General features: G+C 34.8%; 17 protein-coding genes. 8 read left to right on the top strand and 9 right to left on the bottom strand.

The genetic code is table 11. From position 1 onward, the window contains the following. Positions 1–369 precede the first annotated feature (369 nt). The 5 genes from PQO00_RS06395 to PQO00_RS06375 all read left to right on the top strand — a co-directional run bounded on the left by PQO00_RS06395 (position 370) and on the right by PQO00_RS06375 (position 3,835). A complete protein-coding gene (locus PQO00_RS06395; protein ID WP_274184002.1) occupies positions 370–1,323 on the top strand; it encodes an RHS repeat domain-containing protein in 954 nt (317 codons plus the stop codon). Further along, positions 1,313–1,741 (top strand): hypothetical protein, encoded by a 429-nt coding sequence (locus PQO00_RS06390; protein WP_274183996.1) that lies wholly within the window; start codon positions 1,313–1,315, stop codon positions 1,739–1,741. Before PQO00_RS06395 ends, PQO00_RS06390 begins: the two co-directional genes overlap by 11 nt. A gap of 378 nt (positions 1,742–2,119) precedes the next feature. Then, complete coding sequence (locus tag PQO00_RS20320) at positions 2,120–3,061, top strand: RHS repeat-associated core domain-containing protein (RefSeq protein ID WP_337992827.1); 942 nt, start codon at positions 2,120–2,122, stop codon at positions 3,059–3,061. An 8-nt stretch (positions 3,062–3,069) separates the two neighbouring features. Then, entirely contained in the window at positions 3,070–3,567 is a 498-nt protein-coding gene (locus tag PQO00_RS06380; RefSeq protein WP_274183995.1) for a hypothetical protein, read from the top strand. Next, positions 3,524–3,835: a hypothetical protein gene (locus PQO00_RS06375; RefSeq protein WP_274183994.1), complete on the top strand. Its 312-nt coding sequence runs from the start codon at positions 3,524–3,526 to the stop codon at positions 3,833–3,835. The genes PQO00_RS06380 and PQO00_RS06375 overlap by 44 nt, the downstream gene beginning before the upstream one ends. A 938-nt stretch (positions 3,836–4,773) precedes the next feature. On the opposite strand, the gene PQO00_RS06370 is transcribed toward PQO00_RS06375, so the two are convergent. The 7 genes from PQO00_RS06370 to rplM form a co-directional block, all read right to left on the bottom strand. Next, a complete protein-coding gene (locus PQO00_RS06370; RefSeq protein WP_274183993.1) occupies positions 4,774–6,045 on the bottom strand; it encodes a hypothetical protein in 1,272 nt (423 codons plus the stop codon). A gap of 59 nt (positions 6,046–6,104) precedes the next feature. Continuing rightward, entirely contained in the window at positions 6,105–6,662 is a 558-nt protein-coding gene (gene frr, locus PQO00_RS06365) for a ribosome recycling factor (protein WP_274183992.1), read from the bottom strand. Positions 6,663–6,799: 137 nt separating this feature from the next. Continuing rightward, complete coding sequence (gene pyrH, locus PQO00_RS06360; RefSeq protein ID WP_274183991.1) at positions 6,800–7,507, bottom strand: UMP kinase; 708 nt, start codon at positions 7,505–7,507, stop codon at positions 6,800–6,802. A 534-nt stretch (positions 7,508–8,041) separates the two neighbouring features. Next, positions 8,042–9,016, bottom strand: coding sequence for a translation elongation factor Ts (gene tsf / locus PQO00_RS06355; protein ID WP_274183990.1), 975 nt, complete (start codon positions 9,014–9,016; stop codon positions 8,042–8,044). An 85-nt stretch (positions 9,017–9,101) separates the two neighbouring features. Beyond that, positions 9,102–9,878, bottom strand: a complete 777-nt coding sequence (rpsB, locus tag PQO00_RS06350; protein WP_274183989.1) for a 30S ribosomal protein S2 — start codon at positions 9,876–9,878, stop codon at positions 9,102–9,104. Positions 9,879–10,096: 218 nt separating this feature from the next. After that, entirely contained in the window at positions 10,097–10,483 is a 387-nt protein-coding gene (gene rpsI, locus PQO00_RS06345) for a 30S ribosomal protein S9 (protein WP_274183988.1), read from the bottom strand. Continuing rightward, positions 10,483–10,938 (bottom strand): 50S ribosomal protein L13, encoded by a 456-nt coding sequence (gene rplM / locus PQO00_RS06340; protein WP_274183987.1) that lies wholly within the window; start codon positions 10,936–10,938, stop codon positions 10,483–10,485. The genes rpsI and rplM overlap by 1 nt, the downstream gene beginning before the upstream one ends. A gap of 434 nt (positions 10,939–11,372) precedes the next feature. Here rplM and PQO00_RS06335 point away from each other — a divergent pair, with 434 nt between their 5' ends. Continuing rightward, positions 11,373–13,319, top strand: coding sequence for a YgiQ family radical SAM protein (locus tag PQO00_RS06335; RefSeq protein ID WP_274183986.1), 1,947 nt, complete (start codon positions 11,373–11,375; stop codon positions 13,317–13,319). 565 nt (positions 13,320–13,884) lie between these two features. Here the strand turns inward: PQO00_RS06335 and polA are convergent. Continuing rightward, the gene (polA, locus tag PQO00_RS06330) at positions 13,885–16,740 is read right to left on the bottom strand and encodes a DNA polymerase I (RefSeq protein ID WP_274183985.1); all 2,856 of its coding nucleotides are present in this window, start codon (positions 16,738–16,740) and stop codon (positions 13,885–13,887) included. Between the two features lie 217 nt (positions 16,741–16,957). Here polA and PQO00_RS06325 point away from each other — a divergent pair, with 217 nt between their 5' ends. Then, positions 16,958–18,187: a metallophosphoesterase gene (locus PQO00_RS06325; protein WP_274183984.1), complete on the top strand. Its 1,230-nt coding sequence runs from the start codon at positions 16,958–16,960 to the stop codon at positions 18,185–18,187. Positions 18,188–18,327: 140 nt separating this feature from the next. After that, positions 18,328–18,624: a co-chaperone YbbN gene (locus PQO00_RS06320; RefSeq protein ID WP_135878533.1), complete on the top strand. Its 297-nt coding sequence runs from the start codon at positions 18,328–18,330 to the stop codon at positions 18,622–18,624. A gap of 1,258 nt (positions 18,625–19,882) precedes the next feature. Here PQO00_RS06320 and PQO00_RS06315 read toward each other — a convergent pair. Beyond that, positions 19,883–20,590 carry a polysaccharide deacetylase family protein gene (locus PQO00_RS06315; protein WP_274183983.1) on the bottom strand — a complete coding sequence of 236 codons (708 nt, stop codon included), beginning with the start codon at positions 20,588–20,590 and terminating at the stop codon, positions 19,883–19,885. Positions 20,591–20,598 lie beyond the last annotated feature (8 nt).

The raw sequence follows: 20,598 nt of genomic DNA, 5'->3' as shown, positions 1-20,598 counted from the left end.
AATGAGAGATTAAAACTTCTGGAAGCAATAGTTTGACAATAGCAAATAAATCAGGGGTAAGCATAGAGTTTTTTAATAAGCAAAGTTTAAACTTTTTATGCTACTCCACAACTTTTTGTGTTGATCCGAAAAAACACAAGCCATATTAGATAGTTGTAGTGTGGTTTTTGTTTATAACCCCTGCTAGTCCTCGTATGCGCTAGCGCTTCGTTTTTGACGAGTGCCGTGTCGAGTAGGTAATAAATAAAAATAAGAAGCCACGCTTTAGCGATAAAGTGTGGTTTTAGTATACGTTCTTAAAAAGAAAAATTTTGTAGCTGCTCTTTGGAGTAATAGGCTGTAAAAGGTAACCGTAGTTCAAAAAAACGCATAGACTACTACCCCTTTGGGCTGCGCCATCAAGGTTACAATAATAACGTAAGCTCCAGTAATATTGCACTTAAGAAAACCTATAACGGAAAAGAGTTCCAAGAAGAACTTGGTTTAGATTGGCACGATTATGGTGCAAGAAATTATGATGCCAGTTTAGGAAAGTGGATGAATATTGATCCGTTAGCAGATAATTATTATGAATATTCACCTTACGCTTATGCTATCAATAATCCAATTATGTTTATTGATCCCGATGGACAAAAAGTTGTTTGGGGAAATGAAGATGACAATAGCGAAGAAGCAAGAAACAATAGAATGCTTATAGGAGCCTTAATACATTATTTGAGAAAAAATTCTAAAAGCTTTGATAAGGCATTTACAAAGCTACATGAGAGTGATGCGGTTTATAAAGTTGGTACTACAGGAGATTTAGGAGGTGGTCATGGAATGTTTTTTCCAAATAGATCGGAAACAGAGAAAGTGGATAGTGAAGGAAATGTTCTCGTTGATGATTACGGAAACTTTGAAATGGAACAAGGCGCAAAGGGAGGAGATATTACATTCGACCTTGGTCAGATTAAAAGGGGTGGGTTGAATTTAGAGGATATTCTTCCAGAGGAATTTGCTCATGCTTATTCACATGATTATTATACCAACGGAGGTGATTTTGAAAATTATAATAAAAGACCTGCTCTGGGTAACTTTGAGTTTGAGGGACAGGTTATGAGTGGGCTTTTCAAAAAAGAATCAGGAATAAGGATTCATCCTAATAAACCTACCTCAATTGCCGAGAAGTATGGAAGAAGTTTTAATTTGAAAAGGTTTTCAAAAAACTTAGAAAATTGGTATAACAATAGTGATAATTTTTATAGAACAGCTTATAAGCTAGAGATTAACAATCAACAAATGCCTTCTTCTGTTCTTCAAATTTTAGATAAAAATGAAAATTAAAGAAATAACACTTTTAATATTACTAGTTTTTTTTAATTGTAAAAGTTATAACGTAATAGCTCAAGAAAAGTATTCTGTGGTTATTAGTTTTATAGGGAAAGACTTTGAGAAAAAAACTATTGATGTAAGTTTTAATGATATCCTAGCATTCAAAAATCTTAACTTAGGAGAAAGAATGTACCCTGTGGGCCTTTATGAATTTGCCTTTGGATTTGAAAAGAATAATGTGGATTTATACAGATTACGAAATGGACAAATCCTTAAAAGTAAGAGAGTCTTAGTAAATAATTTGGAAAAATTAAAAATTACGATAAAGATAGATGAAAGAATAGTGGATAATGTAATTTATTTAAATAAAGGAAAGAACTATCATTTAGAATACCATGAAGGAAAAATTAAGTTAATTCCTCCAGAATGAGGTTTTCGATTACCCGATAGCGAGAACTTGTAGCCCTGCTATTCCCCCGCTACCGCTAGTTTTAAAAACTAGTGGCGTACCGAGTAAGAAAAACACACAAGCCATATTAGATAGTTGTAGTGTGGTTTTTGTTTATAACCCCTGCTAGTCCTCGTATGCGCTAGCGCTTCGTCTTTGACGAGTGCCGTGTCGAGTAGGCAATAAATAAAAATAAGAAGCCACGCTTTAGCGATAAAGTGTGGTTTTAGTATACGTTCTTAAAAAGAAAATTTTTGTAGCTGCTCTTTGGAGTAATAGGCTGTAAAAGGTGACCGTAGTTGAAAAAAACGCATAAACTACTATCCCTTCGGGCTGAAACACAAGGGGTACAATAATAACGTGAACTCTACCAATATAGCCTTGAAGCGGAAGTTTGGTGGGAAGGAGTACCAGGACGAGCTCGAGCTCGGCTGGTACGATATCACTGCCCGCAACTACGACCCCGCGATCGGCAAGTGGATGAACCTTGACCCCCTTGCCGAACAGATGAGAAGGCACTCGCCTTATAACTATGCGTTTGATAACCCTGTTTATTTTATTGATCCTGATGGGATGATGCCTTTTGGAAGTGGCAACCTTATAAAATGGTTGACAAATAAGGTAAGACAAGTAAAAGGCGCAGTCAATACAGCAGTAAGTGCAGTTAGAGCTGTAAACAATAAAGTTCAACAAATTAGAAATGCTCCTTCAAATATGGCTAATGCTGTTCGTGATTTCTTTTATAATGATGGAAAAAGTTTTAATGCTCCATCTGGAAAAACCGATAGTAGTAATCCGAATATGGGAGGAGCTGCCTTAACCAGTAATAAGGGGGCTTCAGGAGATCAAAGCCTAATAAGAACAGGGTCAGGAGATACTGAACAAATTAATGTAGACCCAATTATAGATAATATGGCAAGCTTTGCATCAGTGGGCAAAAACCCTAAAACTGGAGATGGAAAGACAAACGCAACTTTAAAAGGAGATAAAAACCTTGCTTCAGCTATGACAGACGGAATGGATGATGTTAATGATGCTCTGGATAAAGTAGAAGCAGCAGGAACGGTTATTGATTTATTTGATAGCGGAGGCGGCTCAATGGAAACTATTAATACCTCTGGAGAAGTTGCAACTAAGACTGTTTCTGTATTTAACGTTTATTATAAAGATGAGAATGGGAATAGTACTGTACTGAAAGATACTCTTCATGAAGGAGTAAGTGGAGGAATGACCAAAACCGGAATTGTTCCTTGGGAAAGAGTTGATTCGACAAATATTAATTATATAAAAGTTAAACAGTAATTATAAAAATGAGAAAACATTTATGGGTATTGAGCCTAATGGTTTTTATAGGGTGCATCAAAAACAAAAAGGCTAATGATGATGATTCTATTGTCAGAAATGATTCTGTTTTTTATTCAACAAATGATGAAGGAGCTAAAACAAAGACTATCTATTATCCATCTAAAAAAGAAGATAGTTTTAGATTAAGATCATATTATGAAAATGATAAATTTATAGATTCTGGATATTTTTCAAAAAATGGTTTTATTAAAGGAAATCTTATTTCTATTAATAATGATGGAATTAAGATTGTTTATGAATATATAAATATAGATGGGTCTAGCACCGTAAATCAATTTTGGAGTATAAAGGAAAATGACACATTGCAATTATACGGCAATTATTATGCTGTTAAAGTTTTTGATTCAATTAAGAAACAAAAACACTTTCAGGTTCAAATAGCTTTGGTAAAGGCTAATGATGATAATTTTTCTAACTTATTTAAGACCAAAAAAAGAGTTTGAATTAAAAGAGGATTTTTCTAATTATAAAGAAATAGAATATGATACGTTTCCTAGTTTGATAAGTGGTTCTTCAAATGAAAAAAGGAATTATAATGAATATTGGGCAAAAAGAATAGTTACATATGGAGAATACTTTAAAAATTCAGGAGATAATTTTATAAGGGGTATTCTTGTTGAACGAAAAGATTCTATATATGGAAATAATAATGAATTTAAATATAAAGACAGATACTTGTTTGTGAATAAAAAAATATCTGTTAGAGATTAATAACCCAGCCATTGCTCGTTGGACAAGCATTGACCCTGTGACGCACTTTTCTAACTCTACTTATAATGTCCCCCTGCTACCGCTAGTTTTAAAAACTAGTGGCGGTAAGAGTAAGAAAACAAGAGAAGCCACATTTTAGAAATAGAATGTGGCTTTTTTATGGATTTTGAGTTGCAAAAACGGTAAAAAGCAAGTTTTTATAACTATTTGAAAATCAATAAACTAATATTTTGATGCCTAATAAAAAGTTAATTGATTGATTTATAGTCAATTAATCTTAAAAAGGTTGCATTAGTGCAACCTAACAGGACATGTTATAGGGAAGCCTTGTGTTTTTTAAAGGATTAATTATGGGGTTCTTTTATGATTTTTTTAATAATATGCTTTTTTAGCTTTAGTATCCCTTAAAAAAGCATCGAGCAAAGCGAATAAATGATTTTGACCATCCTCAGTAAGCAGTTCGAAATCTTCCAGCGTATCTACATACGCTTATCGAAAGATGGTTTTAAAACGTCTCTTACGAGATAATCCAATACATCAGCAATATTTTTAGCGGTCTCCACAGAGGGTAAAAAAGAGAAGCTACCGCTAAATTGCGTTTAGTGGAGATAAGAGTGATAAATAAAAGAAGTAATCAAAGAATTTGGATTGCTTTTTTATTTAGCAGGTTTTTGGACTTAGCATTTGGTAATAAGTATAATTAACGTGAGTCAACATAATATTTTTATATAAAATTGATTTTCAGTTAATTAAACCATTGTCGGGTCGAGTACTTCGACTCCGCTCAGTATAAACTAAAGTCGAGACCTATTAAAATTTAAGGATATATAAGAACCTCTAGACTGCGCTCGAGGGGGCATGCACTTAAAAATAAGATAGTTACCAATGATAATCGTTATTGCTTGTGTCGACTCTCGTTAATTAATTAAATGAATTCATTATAAAGAGACGTTAAATGTAAACTTAAAAGCGACATTATCACTAATTTCTGGCAAGTGATAGGCACCGTAGCGGTATGTAAAGCTTAAACCGAAACCAAAGAGTAATTTATTAATTTCAAACCCAGATTCTGTATACCCCTTTTTTAAAGATCCAAAAGTGACATTTTGATGCAGTTCAGGTTGTTTTATATCACCTAGGGCATATCGGGTTATTAAAACGATTTGTGGCTTATAGTGTTCCGAAATATTGAAAGGCTTTAAATAATGCTTCAACTGTACAGTGGTAAATTTATCTGAAAAGAACTCATTAAAATACATGGTTTCAAAGCTGTTTAACCCAGCTACCGAAAAGCGTTGCATGATAGTTTCTTTGGTAATATTGTTAGGGTAAGCATGATACAAATGCGTTAAAGGCGTATTACCATTCGTTATTCCAGAAACTAAAACTATTTCAGAGATACCATCATTTTCATTCCCTATTTTATAAATAGTTCTAAAATCTAATTTAGAAAAGTTAAAATCACTTTTAGAAACATTTTTAAAGCTCTTGGTATATTGAAGCGTAAATTGTGGATAACCATTTTTAGTTTCTTTTAATTCGCCCCCTGAAACTTCAAACCGGCTAAACGGGTTCCATTGTAAAGATAGTTTAGCGGTACTTAAATGAAAAGAGCTAATGATACTATTGTCTAAAACATACCCGTAGTTATAAGTAGGATCTATATTACTAATAGCCAATTCGGCTTTGGTTAATAATTTTGGATTTAATTGGTGTTCTATATTTATAGATTTTGTAACAAGCTTGTGAAACAAATCTATATTTAATAGGCGAGGTTCAAAAAATTGAAAGAATCGCCCATCTGTTAAAAATTTGGTACTTCCTGTTTCCTGTAAATCATCAGTATAATTTAGATTTATCCAGGTATTTGTTTTTTTAGCTAATCTAAAACCTCCACCGATACTGTATTTAAAACGATGATCCCTAAAGCCATATACACCATAACTATTTATACGGTATTTATCAGAAAAATTGTTGTTAGTAACGCCTCCTAAACCTGTTCTTATACCTTCATATTGATTGTATTTAATTAAATACCTTAAATCGAAGTTGAAATATTTGGTAGGTAGGTATCCATTGCCAAGGTGTTTGATAAATTCCCTTTTTTTAATAGAATCTTGAGCAGGGACCAAAATATTTTTTGATGACGTTTGTGCATATGTAAATGTTGCGCAAATAAAACAAAAAATAAAAGAAAAGTGTTTTATCATTTAAAATGGTGAGAGACTAAAGTTTACTAAAAAAAGCGACTAAAATGTCGCTTTTAAAATTACACGGTCATTATTTCCTTTTCTTTCGTATCGAAAAGATCATCAACTTTTTTAACGTATGTATCGGTCATTTGTTGAATATCAATTTCAGCATTCTTTATTAAATCTTCCGATACTTCATCTAATTTTTTAATGTCATTATTAGCATCTTTACGAGCTGTCCTTATACTAACCTTAGCATCTTCAGATTCAGATTTGGCTTGTTTTGCTAAATTACGTCTCCGTTCTTCTGTTAATGGAGGAACATTAATAATGATCGTTTCACCATTGTTCATTGGGTTAAAACCAAGGTTCGCATAAGCTATACCTCGTTCTATTTCTTGTAGCATACTTTTTTCCCAAGGTTGTACAGTAATGGTCCGTCCGTCCGGTGTATTTACATTAGCAACTTGGCTTAATGGCGTTTGTGAACCATAATAATCTACCATGACGCTACCAAGCATAGCAGGGCTGGCTTTTCCCGCTCTAATATTAACAAATTGCTTTTCTAAATGCTTTATAGCATTATCCATAGCTTCTTTTGTGGAATCTAATATAAATTGTATGTCTTCGTTCATTGTATAAAACTTTTAGGTCCATATGAAAGCTATCTGCACATATTCGCTAAAGTGACCTGTGTAGCTAGCATTCATATTTTAATTTATTGGTTCAAAACCAAATACGAATATACTTATTTCAAAAATTACGCCAAATATTATAAGTTAACTTCGGTACCAATTTTTTCGCCAGAAACAACTTTTAATAAATTACCTTTTTTATTCATGTCGAAAACAATAATAGGTAATTTGTTTTCTTGACTAAGCGTAAATGCTGTGGTATCCATTACTTTTAATCCCTTGCGTAAAACATCATCAAAAGATATGAAATTAAATTTAGTAGCATTGTCATCTTTTTCAGGATCTTTATTATAAATACCATCAACACGGGTTCCTTTTAAAATAACATCAGCTTCAATTTCTATCGCTCTTAAAACGGCTGCTGAATCTGTAGTGAAATAAGGGTTTCCTGTGCCTCCACCAAAAATAACGACCCGTCCTTTTTCTAAATGACGCATCGCTTTTCTTCTAATAAAGGGCTCGGCAACTTCGTTAATTTTTATTGCTGTTTGTAAACGGGTTGGTATATCGGCATCTTCTAAAGCACTTTGTAGGGCTAAACCATTTATAACGGTTGCCAGCATCCCCATATGATCACCTTGTACGCGATCCATACCTTTGCTAGCTCCAGCAACACCTCTAAAAATATTTCCACCGCCAATAACTATGGCGACCTCTACACCTTCATTTATAATGGTCTTTATATCTTGGGCATATTCTGCCAATCGTTCTGGGTCAATACCATATTGACGATCCCCCATTAATGCTTCTCCTGATAGTTTTAGGAGTATTCTTTTATATTTCATTCGTTGATTTACTGAAGTTGTGCAAAACTAAACAATTTTTTGCTGTTTAACGAAGACGGATATATCAAAAATATAAAAGGGCTAAAAAATAGCGTTAATTTGCTAATTGTAGAATACAGAATATTTTAAAAAATGTCTGAATTTTATTGAGTATTAACCATATTTATTAACTAGATTATAGTTTGTTTTTGTTATACCAAATGAATTTTAAAATGATTGGTAATAAATTTGAATTATATTTTCTTTAGATGAGATAAAAAACATAAGCATAGCCTAGTTATGTTTATGTTTTTTATTGAAAAATAAAGGAAATAGAAATCGAAGATTCACGAACTCCTTATTATAAAAATAAATGATAGTGAGCTAAACGGATTTAACCAGTTATTTTGAAGTTTATTTGGTATTTACACTGGTTTTGTAAAAATGGTATGAGGATATTTCAGGACGATACAATAAGAATAAAAAAACCACCATTCTTTTTTTGAACGGTGGTTTTTTATTGATGGGATTCCTGTGCAAACAGGAATTTATTTGTTACCCTACAGTAGCACGTTTGAAACCTGTAATTTCAACATCACCGTAAGATGCTACATATTTAGCAACATTTATTTTTTCATCTTTAATGAAGTTTTGATCCAATAAGCATTTTTCTTGGTCAAGCGTTGTATTATCAGAAATAAAGCGCTCCATTTTTCCTGGTAAGATTCTATCCCAGATTTGTTCTGGCTTACCTTCAGCTTTTAATTCAGCTTTAGCAGCTTCTTCAGCTTTGGCTAAAACCTCAGGAGTTAATTGTGCCATAGAGATAAACTGAGGTACATTTTTAAGTGTTTTGCCTAAACGACCTAATTCAATATTATCTTTTTCGATAACCGCAATTCTAGCTTCTGTTTCTGAAGCAATAAACGCAGGATCAAAATCTTTATAGGATAATGTAGTTGCTCCCATAGAAGCGACTTGCATGGCTACGTCTTTAACTAGTGTTTCAGCGTTGTCTACTTTCGCAGATAAACCTACTAATGCAGCAATTTTATTGATATGGACATAAGACCCTACAAATGGTGCTTCTAATTTTTCAAAAGAAGTAATGTCTAGTTTCTCACCAATAACACCTGTTTGTTCTGTTAATTTATCTGCAACGGTCATACCTCCAAAATCGGCAGCCAAAAACGCTTCTTTTGTGTCGTGATTTAAAGCAATTTCGGCTAATTCGTTTGCTAAAGCAAGAAAGTTTTCGTTTTTACCAACAAAATCAGTCTCACAACCTAATACGATAGCAACTCCTTGAGTTTGGTCTGCGTTAATTTTAGCAACAGCTGCCCCTTCAGAAGAATCTCTGTCGGCTCTCTTTTCAGCTACTTTTTGTCCTTTTTTACGTAATACTTCAATGGCTTTGTCAAAATCGCCTTGAGCTTCAACCAAAGCTTTTTTGCAATCCATCATACCAGCACCAGTTGCTTGTCTTAGCTTGTTTACTTCTGCCGCTGTAATTTTTACTGTAGATTCCATATCTTTTCTAATTTAAAAAAGTCGTTCAAATAATTTCGGTTAAGAAAAGAATTAAACGACTTATTTGTATTGTGTAATTGTTAATTTATTCTTCTTCTTCGGCTGCAACTGTTTTAGCTTTTGGAGCAGCTTTAGCCTTTGGAGCTTCAGTAGCAGATGCCGAAGCATCCTTTTCTGCTTTACGTTCGGCTAAGCCATTAGCGATTGAAGTTGCAACGTGAGATAAAACTTTATCAATTGATTTAGAAGCATCATCATTTGCAGGGATTACATAATCAACTTGACGTGGGTCCGAGTTGGTATCTACCATTGCAAAAATAGGAATGTTTAATTTTTGTGCTTCTTTAATCGCGATATGCTCACGTTTAATATCTACAACAAATAAAGCGCCTGGTAAACGAGTCATATCGCTAATAGAACCTAAGTTTTTTTCTAACTTAGCCCTTAAACGATCTACTTGTAAACGTTCTTTTTTAGAAAGCGTCATAAATGTGCCATCTTTCTTCATTCTATCAATGGAAGCCATTTTTTTTACAGCTTTTCTAATAGTAACAAAGTTGGTTAACATACCACCTGGCCATCTTTCTGTGATGTAAGGCATGTTAATAGAACCTGCTTTTTCTGCTACAATATCTTTTGCTTGTTTTTTTGTTGCAACGAATAAAATTTTGCGACCTGAATTGGCAATTTTGCTTAATGCAGCACATGCTTCATCAATTTTTGCCGCTGTTTTATAAAGGTTGATAATATGGATGCCGTTGCGCTCCATATATACGTAAGGAGCCATGTTTGGATCCCACTTACGCGTCAGGTGACCGAAGTGTACACCTGCTTCAAGTAATTCTTTTACTTCTACTGCCATTTTGTAATAGTTTACGTTCTGTTGAATTAGCAATGATCAAGAGGTCATTCTTTAAATCGCCTTAACCATTTAGATGCTAAACTAAATCCTGTCTTTTGGACTAGGACAACAATAACTAGTTTTTTTTATCCTGAACTTGTTTCAGGATCTGTTTAAATTTTTCAATTTCAACAAGATTGAGATAACCTAGAAACAGATCCCCAATCGAGTTGAGGATTTTAACGTTTAGAGAACTGGAATTTCTTACGCGCTTTTTTCTGTCCGAATTTTTTACGCTCTACCATTCTTGGATCTCTAGTTAATAAACCTTCTGGTTTTAAAGTTAATCTGTTTTCAGCATCAAGCTCGCACATAGCGCGGGATATTGCTAAACGAACAGCTTCTGCTTGACCTGTAATACCTCCTCCAAATACATTAACTGTAATATCAAAGTTGCTATCATTGTTAGTCATAACTAAAGGTTGTTTTACTTTATACTGTAATGTTGCAGTAGTAAAGTAAGACGTTATGTCTTTTTTATTAATCGTGATGTTCCCTTTTCCTGGGGCCACATACACACGAGCAACAGCCGTCTTTCTACGGCCAATTTTGTGAATTACTTCCATTATTTGAATTCGTTTAAGTTAATTGTTTTAGGTTTTTGGGCCTCATGTGTATGAGTTGAACCAACAACAACGTTTAAATTACGGAATAAATCTGCACCTAATTTGTTTTTAGGCAACATTCCTTTTACTGCTTTTTCTACTACCCTTGCTGGGTCTTTCCCATACAATTCCGTAGCAGTTAAACTTCTTTGACCACCTGGGTAACCTGTGTGACGAATGTACGTCTTTTCGGTCCATTTGTTTCCAGATAAGTTGATTTTTTCTGCATTGATAACAATAACGTTATCGCCGCAGTCAACATGTGGTGTGAAGTTTGGCTTGTGCTTACCTCTTAAAAGTTTTGCGACTTTTGAAGCGAGACGACCAAGTGCTTGACCTTCAGCATCAACTAAAACCCACTGCTTGTTTACAGTAGCTTTGTTGGCTGAAATCGTTTTGTAGCTTAATGTATTCACACTAATTATTTTTTATTTATTAAACATTCCTCTCTCAAAAAGAGTTTGCAAATTTACGATTATATATTTGATTACCAAATAGTGAAGTGAGATAATTTCATGTAAAATTTACACATGAAGATTTATAGATAAATTGTGTGTTGGATATCAAATTTTAATGGCTGCTTATTAACGTGTTTAAATGGTTGTTGTTAGAATTTAACCCTGTTTTAACAACCCCTTTTTCTCGTTGGGATAATTTTAGAATTCAGGATTCACTTGTTAGCGATATATGTTATCGTTAATAAAGTATGGTCCATACTGACATTAACGTTGCCATTCCCGTGAAAGCGGGAATCTAAATTAAACATTTTAAGGGGCTAATAATCAATTATAGCTGTGATTTGTTTAGCTATTCTATTTTAGAGTCAATTTTTGACTACTTTTGCAAAGTTATGCAAGAATTAAAGCTTTCAGACTGGTTGCCTACCACAAACAAAGAGGTTAAAATACGCGGATGGGAAGCGCTGGACGTTATCTTATTTAGCGGTGATGCTTATGTAGACCACCCGTCGTTTGGACCAGCAGTTATTGGACGTATTTTAGAAAGTTATGGTTTGCGCGTAGCCGTGGTGCCACAACCTAATGTTAATGATAACCTTCAGGATTTTGTTAAATTGGGTGCTCCAAAATTGTTTTTTGGAGTTACCGGAGGTTGTATGGACCCTATGATTAGCAATTATAATGCTAATAAAAAACGCCGTGATAAAGATGCGTATACGCCAAATGGTGATATTGGTTTTCGACCAGATTATGCCACAACAGTCTATTCTAAAATATTAAAAGAAAAATGGCCCGAGGTTCCTGTTCTAATTGGTGGTATTGAAGCTTCGTTGCGTCGTGTAACGCATTATGATTATTGGAGCGATAAATTAATGCCTACTATTTTAGAAAGCTCAAAAGCAGATATGTTGGTTTACGGTATGGGAGAACAGCCTTTAAGGGAGGTTGTACGCTTGTTGCAAAAAGGGGTGCCTTTTAGTAGTATTACCACTATAAAGCAAACGGCATTACTTTTAGATAAAGGGGCTAAAATACCCAAGAATAGTCATTGGGAAGATGTTGAAATTGTATCGCACGAAACATGTTTAAAGGACGGGAAAGCTTTTGCATCTAACTTTAAAACTATTGAGCAGGAATCCAATAAGTTGGCTGCGCGGCGTATTTTTCAGAAAGTAGGCGAGAAGACCTTGATGATCAATCCGCCATATCCTACCATGACGGAAGAGGAAATTGATGCTTCTTTCGATTTGCCATATACGCGTTTGCCACATCCTAAATATAACAAACGGGGACCGATTCCTGCGTTTGAAATGATTAAGTTTTCTATAAACATACATCGTGGTTGTTTTGGCGGGTGTAGCTTCTGTACTATTTCTGCGCACCAGGGGAAGTTTATTGCATCCCGTAGTCAGGAGTCCATTTTACGTGAAGTCGACACCGTGGCAAATATGCCAGATTTTAAAGGTTACTTATCGGATATTGGCGGGCCAAGTGCAAATATGTATAAAATGAAAGGTAAAGTACAGTCTATATGCGACAAGTGCGTAGCGCCTTCCTGTATCTCTCCAGTTATTTGTAGTAATTTAGACACCTCTCATAAGCCTTTAACCAAATTGTATCAAGCCGTTGATAGTCATCCAAAAGTAAAAAAATCCTTTATTGGTAGTGGGATTCGTCATGACATGTTGGTGCCTGAGTTTAATAAAAATGCAGATGCTAAGGAATTGGATGATTATACCGAAGAGGTGATGACCAAGCATGTATCTGGTAGGCTAAAAGTAGCTCCAGAACATACGAGCGATCCTGTTTTGAAATTGATGCGCAAGCCATCGTTTACCTATTTTCACAAGTTTAAAGAGCGTTTTGATAAGATTAATATTAAGAAAAATTTAAAGCTACAGCTGATTCCTTATTTTATATCGAATCACCCGGCTTGCGAGGTCGAAGACATGGCCAACCTTGCTGCCGAAACGAAAGATATGGGTTTTCAGCTTGAGCAGGTACAAGGTTTCACGCCGACTCCTATGACAGTGGCTACCGTTATTTACTACAGCGGCTATCATCCTTATACGCTTAAAAAAGTAAAAACGCCAAAAACACGTAAAGAAAAAGACGAGCAACACCGATTTTTCTTTTGGTATAAAAAGGAAAATAAAGATTGGATTAGAAGGACCTTAAATAAATTGGGGCGTCAAGATTTGTTAAAAGTCTTATTACCGGAAAACGACAAATGGCGAAAAAATAAGCCTGGTAAACCTAAGCATACTTTTGATGATGCCATTCCCTTTAACCAGAGAAAAAATAAAGCGAAGTTTAAATCTAAGAAGAAGCGGCGGTAGTTTTTGGTTCAGAGCTTTTTTTATTTAATAAACTTCTATGTTCGGACACCCCTATAATCCCCTCAAGGGGATATTTGTTTACGTTTAATTATTGTGCCTTTAGGTTGTTACATGGTTATAGGTTTAAAGGCCCAGGTTTTTGCACAAAGGCTTAATTTTAGGAATGTCCCCTTGAGGGGATTACAGGGGTGTTTTTCAAATGAAAACCTTAGGAATTTAACTCCGTAAGCTTCTAGTTCACCTTGTCTTTTAGCGTCATATTATTAAAGTTCTATACTTGACACCCCTATGATCCCCTCAAGGGGATATTTATTTACGTTTAATTATTGTGCCTTTAGGTCGTTACATGGTTATAGGTTTAAAGGCCCAGGTTTTTGCACAAAGGCTTAATTTTTAGGAATGTCCCCTTGAGGGGACTACAGGGGTGTTATGTTAAGGGTAAGATAATTAAAAAAGTTGAAATTTCTTTCTTTTATGAAACTTTCAATGTTTATACTAAACTATTGCCTAATCTTTCTGATTTAAAAACGATTCCCTCAAAGTTTAAAAGAGGGAAGAGGGGGTGTTAATGCGCCTCCAACCAGTTATCACCAATATCTAAATCAACATCTAAAGGAACAGATAACGTGTAAGCGTTTTCCATTTCGGTCTTAACAAGGGACTTAATGGTTTCCAGTTCTGGTTTATAGACATCAAAAACCAATTCGTCATGTACTTGTAAAAGCATTTTAGATTTATAATTTCCTGCTGAAAGTTTGTTATAAATATTGATCATGGCTATTTTAATAATGTCTGCTGCACTACCCTGTATGGGTGCATTTACCGCATTACGTTCGGCAGCACCACGAACAACGGCATTTCTGGAATTAATGTCTTTTAAATAGCGCCGCCGCCCCAGTACCGTTTGTACATAGCCATGGTCCCTGGCAAAATCAACTTGTTCGCTAATAAAGTTTCTGAGTTTGGGATAGGTCTCATAATACGTATCGATGAGTTCTTTAGATTCACTTCGCGATAAATCCGTTTGATTACTTAGCCCAAAAGCTGAAACACCGTATATAATACCAAAATTAACGGTCTTGGCATTGCTGCGCTGTTCGCGCGTCACTTCATTTAACGGCACATTAAATACTTTTGAAGCTGTTGATGCATGGATATCTTCTCCATTTTTAAACGCAGAAATCATGGTTTCCTCTTCACTTAAGGCCGCAATAATACGGAGCTCTATTTGAGAATAATCCGCAGCTAAAAGTGTATAATCCTTGTTTCGTGGAATAAAAGCTTTCCTTACCTGTTTACCGCGTTCGGTACGAATAGGAATATTTTGAAGATTAGGATTGTTGCTGCTTAATCTACCAGTAGCAGCAACAGTTTGCATATAGTCTGTATGTACACGACCAGTGGATGCTTCTACCTGATCTGGTAATGCATCTACATAAGTGCTTTTTAGTTTTGCCAAACCTCTATAATCTAAAATATTTTGAATGATTTCATGTTCTTTTGCTAAATAGGATAGAATATCCTCAGAGGTGGCATATTGACCGGTTTTGGTTTTTTTAGGCTTATCTACAAGCTTTAATTTTTCGAAAAGAATGATCCCTAGCTGCTTTGGTGATGCTATATTAAATGCTTCACCAGCAGCCTTGTAAATTTCAGCTTCTAATGAAGCAATGTCTTTATTTAACTCTTCCGAAAGGGCATTTAGGAATTTTTTATCTAGATTAATACCTTCTAATTCCATAGATGCCAATACGCGGAGCAATGGTACTTCAATATCATCAAAAAGTTTTTGAGTATTAGCTTCGCCCAGTTCTTTTTCAAAATGCTCTTTTAATTGAAGTGTAATATCGGAATCCTCAACCGCATATTCGGTTTGTTTTTCTAAAGGAACATCTCGCATCAACAATTGGTTTTTTCCTTTTTTCCCAATCAACGTTTCAATAGAAATAGGTGTATAGTTTAAATATGTTTCTGCTAATACATCCATGTTATGCCGCATATCTGGGTTGATAAGATAATGCGCCAACATGGTATCGAACAATTTGCCTTTAACATCCATATTATATTTAGCCAGCACTTTAATATCATACTTTAAATTCTGACCAATTTTTTGAATGCCCTCATTTTCAAAAAACGGGCGTAATTGTTCAATAAGGGCTTGTGCTTCTGTTTTTTCTTCTGGAAATGGCACATAAAACCCTTTGCCTACTTCCCAGGAAAAAGCGATGCCAACCAGTTCTGCAGTAATAGGATTTATACCTGTGGTTTCAGTGTCAAAACATACAGAAGTTTGATTCATTAAATTTTTAATGAAAAGTTTGGTGGCTATTCCAGAATCTACACTTTGATAAAAATGAGGGGTTGTTTCGGCTGTTCTTCGTGTATATTCTGAAGGGGTTTCAGAGGTTTTTGAATCTGAAATATCACCTCCAAATAAAGAAAATTGCCCTGCTCCGGCAGAGGCTTGTTCTTTAGGTGTCGCTTTTGTTTCTGGCTGTTTTGTGGTTAACGTGGTATCTGTTTGCGGAGTTTCGCTACTAGCAGTAAATGTTTTATTGAAATTGTCAATTAAACGTCTAAATTCTAATTCCTGAAAGATTTCAGTTACTTTAGGAATATCGGGGTGGTCTAATTCGAAATCTTTGGCATCAAAAGTTACCGGAACATCCAGCATAATGGTCGCCAATTTTTTTGATAAGATTCCCAACTCACCATTTGCTTCAATTTTTTCCTTCATCTTGCCTTTCAGCTCATGGGTATTGGCTAAGAGGTTTTCCATACTACCGTATTGTGCTAAAAACTTTTTGGCTGTTTTTTCACCAACGCCAGGAAGTCCGGGGATATTATCACTGGAATCGCCCATCATTCCTAAAAAGTCGATGACTTGCAAAGGGTCGGTAACTTCAAATTTTTTCTGAACTTCGGGAATGCCCCAAGTTTCGTAACCGCCACCAAAAACGGGGCGGTACATAAAGATATTTTCAGAGACCAATTGCGCAAAATCCTTATCGGGAGTCACCATAAAGGTTTGGTAGCCTTCTTTTTCGGCTTGTTTGGCAAGTGTGCCAATAACATCATCGGCTTCATAACCTTCCTTGACCATAATAGGAATGTGCATGGCCTTTAAAATGTCTTGAATAATGGGAACAGCAATTTTTATCGCTTCAGGTGTCTCGTCCCTATTTGCTTTATAAGCTTCGTACATATCAACACGATCCATGCTACCTCCTTTGTCAAAACAAACAGCTAAATGATCTGGGCGTTCGCGCTTGATGACGTCTAAAAGGGAGTTCATAAATCCCATAATTGCTGAGGTATCAACACCCTTTGAATTAATTCTTGGGTTTTTTATAAAGGCATAGTAGCCACGAAAAATCAATGCATAGGCATCAACTAAAAAGACACGTTTATTATCTGACATTTTGTTTATTTTGATAGAAAACCAAAGCTACAAAAAGTTAATCGTAAAATAGCTTTTAAAAGGATTTCATATGGGAATTAAATAATGGATTTTTGTCATTGAAAAGTGAAAAAAGATTTTTAGTTAAAATAAATAAAACTCTTAACAATTAGTTAAATAAGAATTACTTTGTAATCATTAATTTAGAATACCTACTATCTTTGATAAAAAAAGAGAGATGTTACGTTGGGTCATTTTTATTATTTTTTATACTGTAATTAGCATATATGGATTTCAAGCGTTAAGAACAGTTGTTAAAAACACTTGGATATATTATGTTTTTTTTGGCATTGCCGTCATAGTTGTAGGTAATTTTTTGTTTCAGTTTTTATTAAACTCAGAAGGCAGGGTATTAAGCCCTGCAAAAAGCTATGCTTTTGGTTTTTTATTGGCTTTTATGTCTTTTAATTTAGTGCTCATACCAATTCTTTTAGGTGAAGATATTATAAGATTAGCTTTAGGTTTATATGATCGTTTGGTAACAACAAAAGAAACATTTTATTTGCCCTCGAGACGTAAATTTATTAGCCAAATTGCTTTAGGTTTAGCAGCAATACCTTTAACGTCTCTTTTATACGGAATGTATCGAGGTAAATATAGATACAGGGTTTTAAATTATACGATGTATTTTGAGGATTTACCAGAAGCTTTTGATGGATATAGAATTACACAAATAAGTGATATACATTCGGGGAGTTTTGATAATAGACAAAAGATATCCTACGGCGTAAACCTTATAAATGAACAGGCATCCGATGCTATAATGTTTACAGGGGACCTAGTTAATAATAAATCTTCAGAAATGTTGCCATGGAAGGACTTATTTGGTTCGTTAAAAGCTAAGGACGGTGTTTTTTCGGTTATGGGTAACCATGATTACGGTGATTATGTCGATTGGCCAACAACTGAAGCTAAAGCTAAAAACTTGGCCGATTTAGTTGAATTACAAAAAGAGATGGGGTACGATTTGCTTTTAAATGAAAGCAGGTTTATTGAAAGGAACGGACAGCGAATTGCTATTGTGGGCGTAGAAAACTGGGGTAAAGGCGGATTTAAGAAGGCGGGCGATTTGCAGAAAGCGGCCATTGGTGTGCAAAAACATGATTTTAAGATACTAATGAGCCACGATCCGAGTCATTGGGAGGAAGAGGTCATCCATGATGATTATCATTATCATTTAACGTTAAGTGGCCACACCCATGGTATGCAGTTTGGGATTGAAATTCCAGGATGGATAAAATGGAGCCCTATAAAGTGGCGGTATAAATATTGGGCGGGTATTTATGAAGAATCAGGGCGGTATATAAACGTAAATAGGGGGTTTGGGTATTTAGGGTACCCAGGTCGTGTTGGAATATGGCCGGAAATTACAGTCATAGAACTTAAAAAAGGCTCAAATAATGCATAATTGCTAATAAATGCTATATTTATTATGAAATTTTATATTTTTATATAAAGACATAATGAACCTACTTTAGCATAATTGATAAAAAGACAAATAAAAATTGTAGGTTTGTATAAGAAGATTTGACTAATAAACAATAAAGTATGTCAAAATTTGGGGAACTCATAGATGTAGAAATTCCTGTTTTGTTGGATTTTTATACGGAATGGAACGAACAATCAACGGCTATGCATCTTGTTTTAAGGGATGTTGCTGCGGCACTTGGTGATAAAGCTAAAGTTATAAAGATCGATGTTGAAAAGAATGAAGAACTGGCCGAAGCTTTAAGAGTGAAGACATTACCAACACTTATTATTTATAAAGATGGCGAGATGAAATGGCGCCAAAGTGGGGAACAGGATGCCAATACACTTATAAGTATTATTCAGCAGTACGCTTAACAAACAAATCCTGCGAAGATAGGAATCTCAATTAAAATCAATTTTTTTAAAGGTAGATTCCTGCCAAAGTTTAATTAGAAAAACGCTGTTTTGAAAAGTTGTGAAGCCATGAATTCAAAACAGAAAGTTGAACCTAAGAGGGATCATGCTCAAAAGTTATGTTTAGGCAAAAGTTTTGGACGGTCTGAAAAGAAATCCTGCTGTTGATCTATCCTGATTTAACCCTCCTAAATTTCGACAAGGCCGAAATTATCCTCCCTTTTGAAAACTACCGTATGTACCATCTTAATTAATTGCTTTGACATTCCTGCGAAGGCAGGAATCCACTCGATATCTAAAACACAATATGAATAAAATAATACATCAATATCACCTCTATATTTTAACTAATGTCAATTGGAAAGAAGCATCTAATCATTAGACTTATTTACTTGACTAGAGGATTCCTGCCTTCGCACGAATGACAAACAGTATTTTTTCAAACTCTTAAATCTATTCTGACTTACTATTATTAATTGAACTTAGACTCTAAATCTTTAACCTTTTTTTTGCTATTTCTTTTTTTACTATTTTTTCCATTCTTTATCAATATTTGTGTACTCACGGTAGTTTTCAAAAAGGGAGGAGCAAGTCTAGTCTGTATTTTTAGGTACTGTTTTAAATTCTATCCCACATGTTGATCCAGCAGAGGGCTCCTCTTAAATTTAACTACCGTGAGTACACATCTATAAAAAAGACACGATGGCACAAATTCACACGAATCCAATACATTATGGAATAGATTGGACACCGCATGAATAAGAATCCCTAGACTATATAGGCTTGAAATCTGTCAATAGACAGAATAATTAGTGAAAATTTGTGCCATTCGTGTCTAATCTTTTTATTGTGCATTATTTGTGTACACACAGTAGTTAAATTTAAGAGGAGATGAATTCCAATTTTAAGCCTAAAATTGGAAGAAAGAGGTGTTTTATTTTTATGGTGCGCTCTCGGTATACTTGGGCTATCTGGATTTACCTTGAAGTGATATTATACACTTGGTGATGGCTCGTTATAAATGATTCCATACCGCACATCGCACACAACTGTTATTCTTAATCCCCTAAGAGCCGGCAGGCAGGCTAATCTCGTTTCGTGTACGAAACTTGTTTCAGTATCTAGAGGAGTCTTAGGTTTAATACCGCGTCCTTGAGTCGATTTTCAAGTTCCTGGGCTATCCCCTTCGGGCTTATCCTTTTGTCTTACAGGGTCGACCTTAGTTATTTGCTTCTAATTTTATAGCTTTAAAGAAGTACCCTTTTTTGCTAAAGAATTCTAGCACTTTTGGTAACGCATACTGCATATTTTTTGAGGCTTTTACGCTATCATGGAATACAATAATACTACCGTTGGTTGCTTTGCTAGTAATATTGTGTAAGCAAACTTCCTTGCTAATGGTATGATCCCAATCAAAAGACAGGACATCCCACATGATTATTTTGTAGCCCAACGCTATTAATTTTTTTCCTTGTTTAGGGCTTATTTGCCCATAGGGAGGTCTAAATAGGTTGATGATTGACGATTGACGGTCTATGATTGATGATTTATGATTGACGATTTCAGAATTGTTATGTAGGATTTGATTATTAATGGTCTTTTGTGCAGCTTCAATATTCTTTAAATAGTCTTTGCTTTTTGTTTTCCAGCCCTTAACATGATTATGGGTATGGTTTCCAATACTGTGCCCTTCATCTAAAATATCCTGAAAGATCTCGGGATGCTTTTCAACATTATTTCCAATACAAAAAAAAGTAGCTTTTGCATGGTATTCTTTTAAAGTATCCAGTGTCCAATTTGTAATTTTTGGTGTTGGGCCATCATCAAATGTTAAGTATATAACTTTATCCGTTGACGGGATGTCCCAAATATAATTTGGGAATATTTTTTTAACAACTAAAGGTGTTTTTACAGGTGCTAAGGTCATGGCCCCAT

Source organism: Flavivirga sp. 57AJ16, assembly GCF_028736925.1.
Taxonomy (GTDB): Bacteria; Bacteroidota; Bacteroidia; order Flavobacteriales; family Flavobacteriaceae; genus Flavivirga.
The sequence above is the reverse complement of the archived record's forward strand: the minus strand, read 5'-3'. Positions and strand labels throughout refer to the sequence as shown.

Bases quoted from the DNA above. Each gene is read 5' to 3' on its own strand.
- PQO00_RS06390 (WP_274183996.1), top strand. From the start codon at position 1,313: ATGAAAATTAAAGAAATAACACTTTTAATATTACTAGTTTTTTTTAAT.
- PQO00_RS06380 (WP_274183995.1), top strand. From the start codon at position 3,070: ATGAGAAAACATTTATGGGTATTGAGCCTAATGGTTTTTATAGGGTGC.
- PQO00_RS06375 (WP_274183994.1), top strand. From the start codon at position 3,524: ATGATAATTTTTCTAACTTATTTAAGACCAAAAAAAGAGTTTGAATTA.
- PQO00_RS06370 (WP_274183993.1), bottom strand. From the start codon at position 6,045: ATGATAAAACACTTTTCTTTTATTTTTTGTTTTATTTGCGCAACATTT.
- frr (WP_274183992.1), bottom strand. From the start codon at position 6,662: ATGAACGAAGACATACAATTTATATTAGATTCCACAAAAGAAGCTATG.
- pyrH (WP_274183991.1), bottom strand. From the start codon at position 7,507: ATGAAATATAAAAGAATACTCCTAAAACTATCAGGAGAAGCATTAATG.
- tsf (WP_274183990.1), bottom strand. From the start codon at position 9,016: ATGGAATCTACAGTAAAAATTACAGCGGCAGAAGTAAACAAGCTAAGA.
- rpsB (WP_274183989.1), bottom strand. From the start codon at position 9,878: ATGGCAGTAGAAGTAAAAGAATTACTTGAAGCAGGTGTACACTTCGGT.
- rpsI (WP_274183988.1), bottom strand. From the start codon at position 10,483: ATGGAAGTAATTCACAAAATTGGCCGTAGAAAGACGGCTGTTGCTCGT.
- PQO00_RS06335 (WP_274183986.1), top strand. From the start codon at position 11,373: ATGCAAGAATTAAAGCTTTCAGACTGGTTGCCTACCACAAACAAAGAG.
- polA (WP_274183985.1), bottom strand. From the start codon at position 16,740: ATGTCAGATAATAAACGTGTCTTTTTAGTTGATGCCTATGCATTGATT.
- PQO00_RS06325 (WP_274183984.1), top strand. From the start codon at position 16,958: ATGTTACGTTGGGTCATTTTTATTATTTTTTATACTGTAATTAGCATA.
- PQO00_RS06320 (WP_135878533.1), top strand. From the start codon at position 18,328: ATGTCAAAATTTGGGGAACTCATAGATGTAGAAATTCCTGTTTTGTTG.
- PQO00_RS06315 (WP_274183983.1), bottom strand. From the start codon at position 20,590: ATGACCTTAGCACCTGTAAAAACACCTTTAGTTGTTAAAAAAATATTC.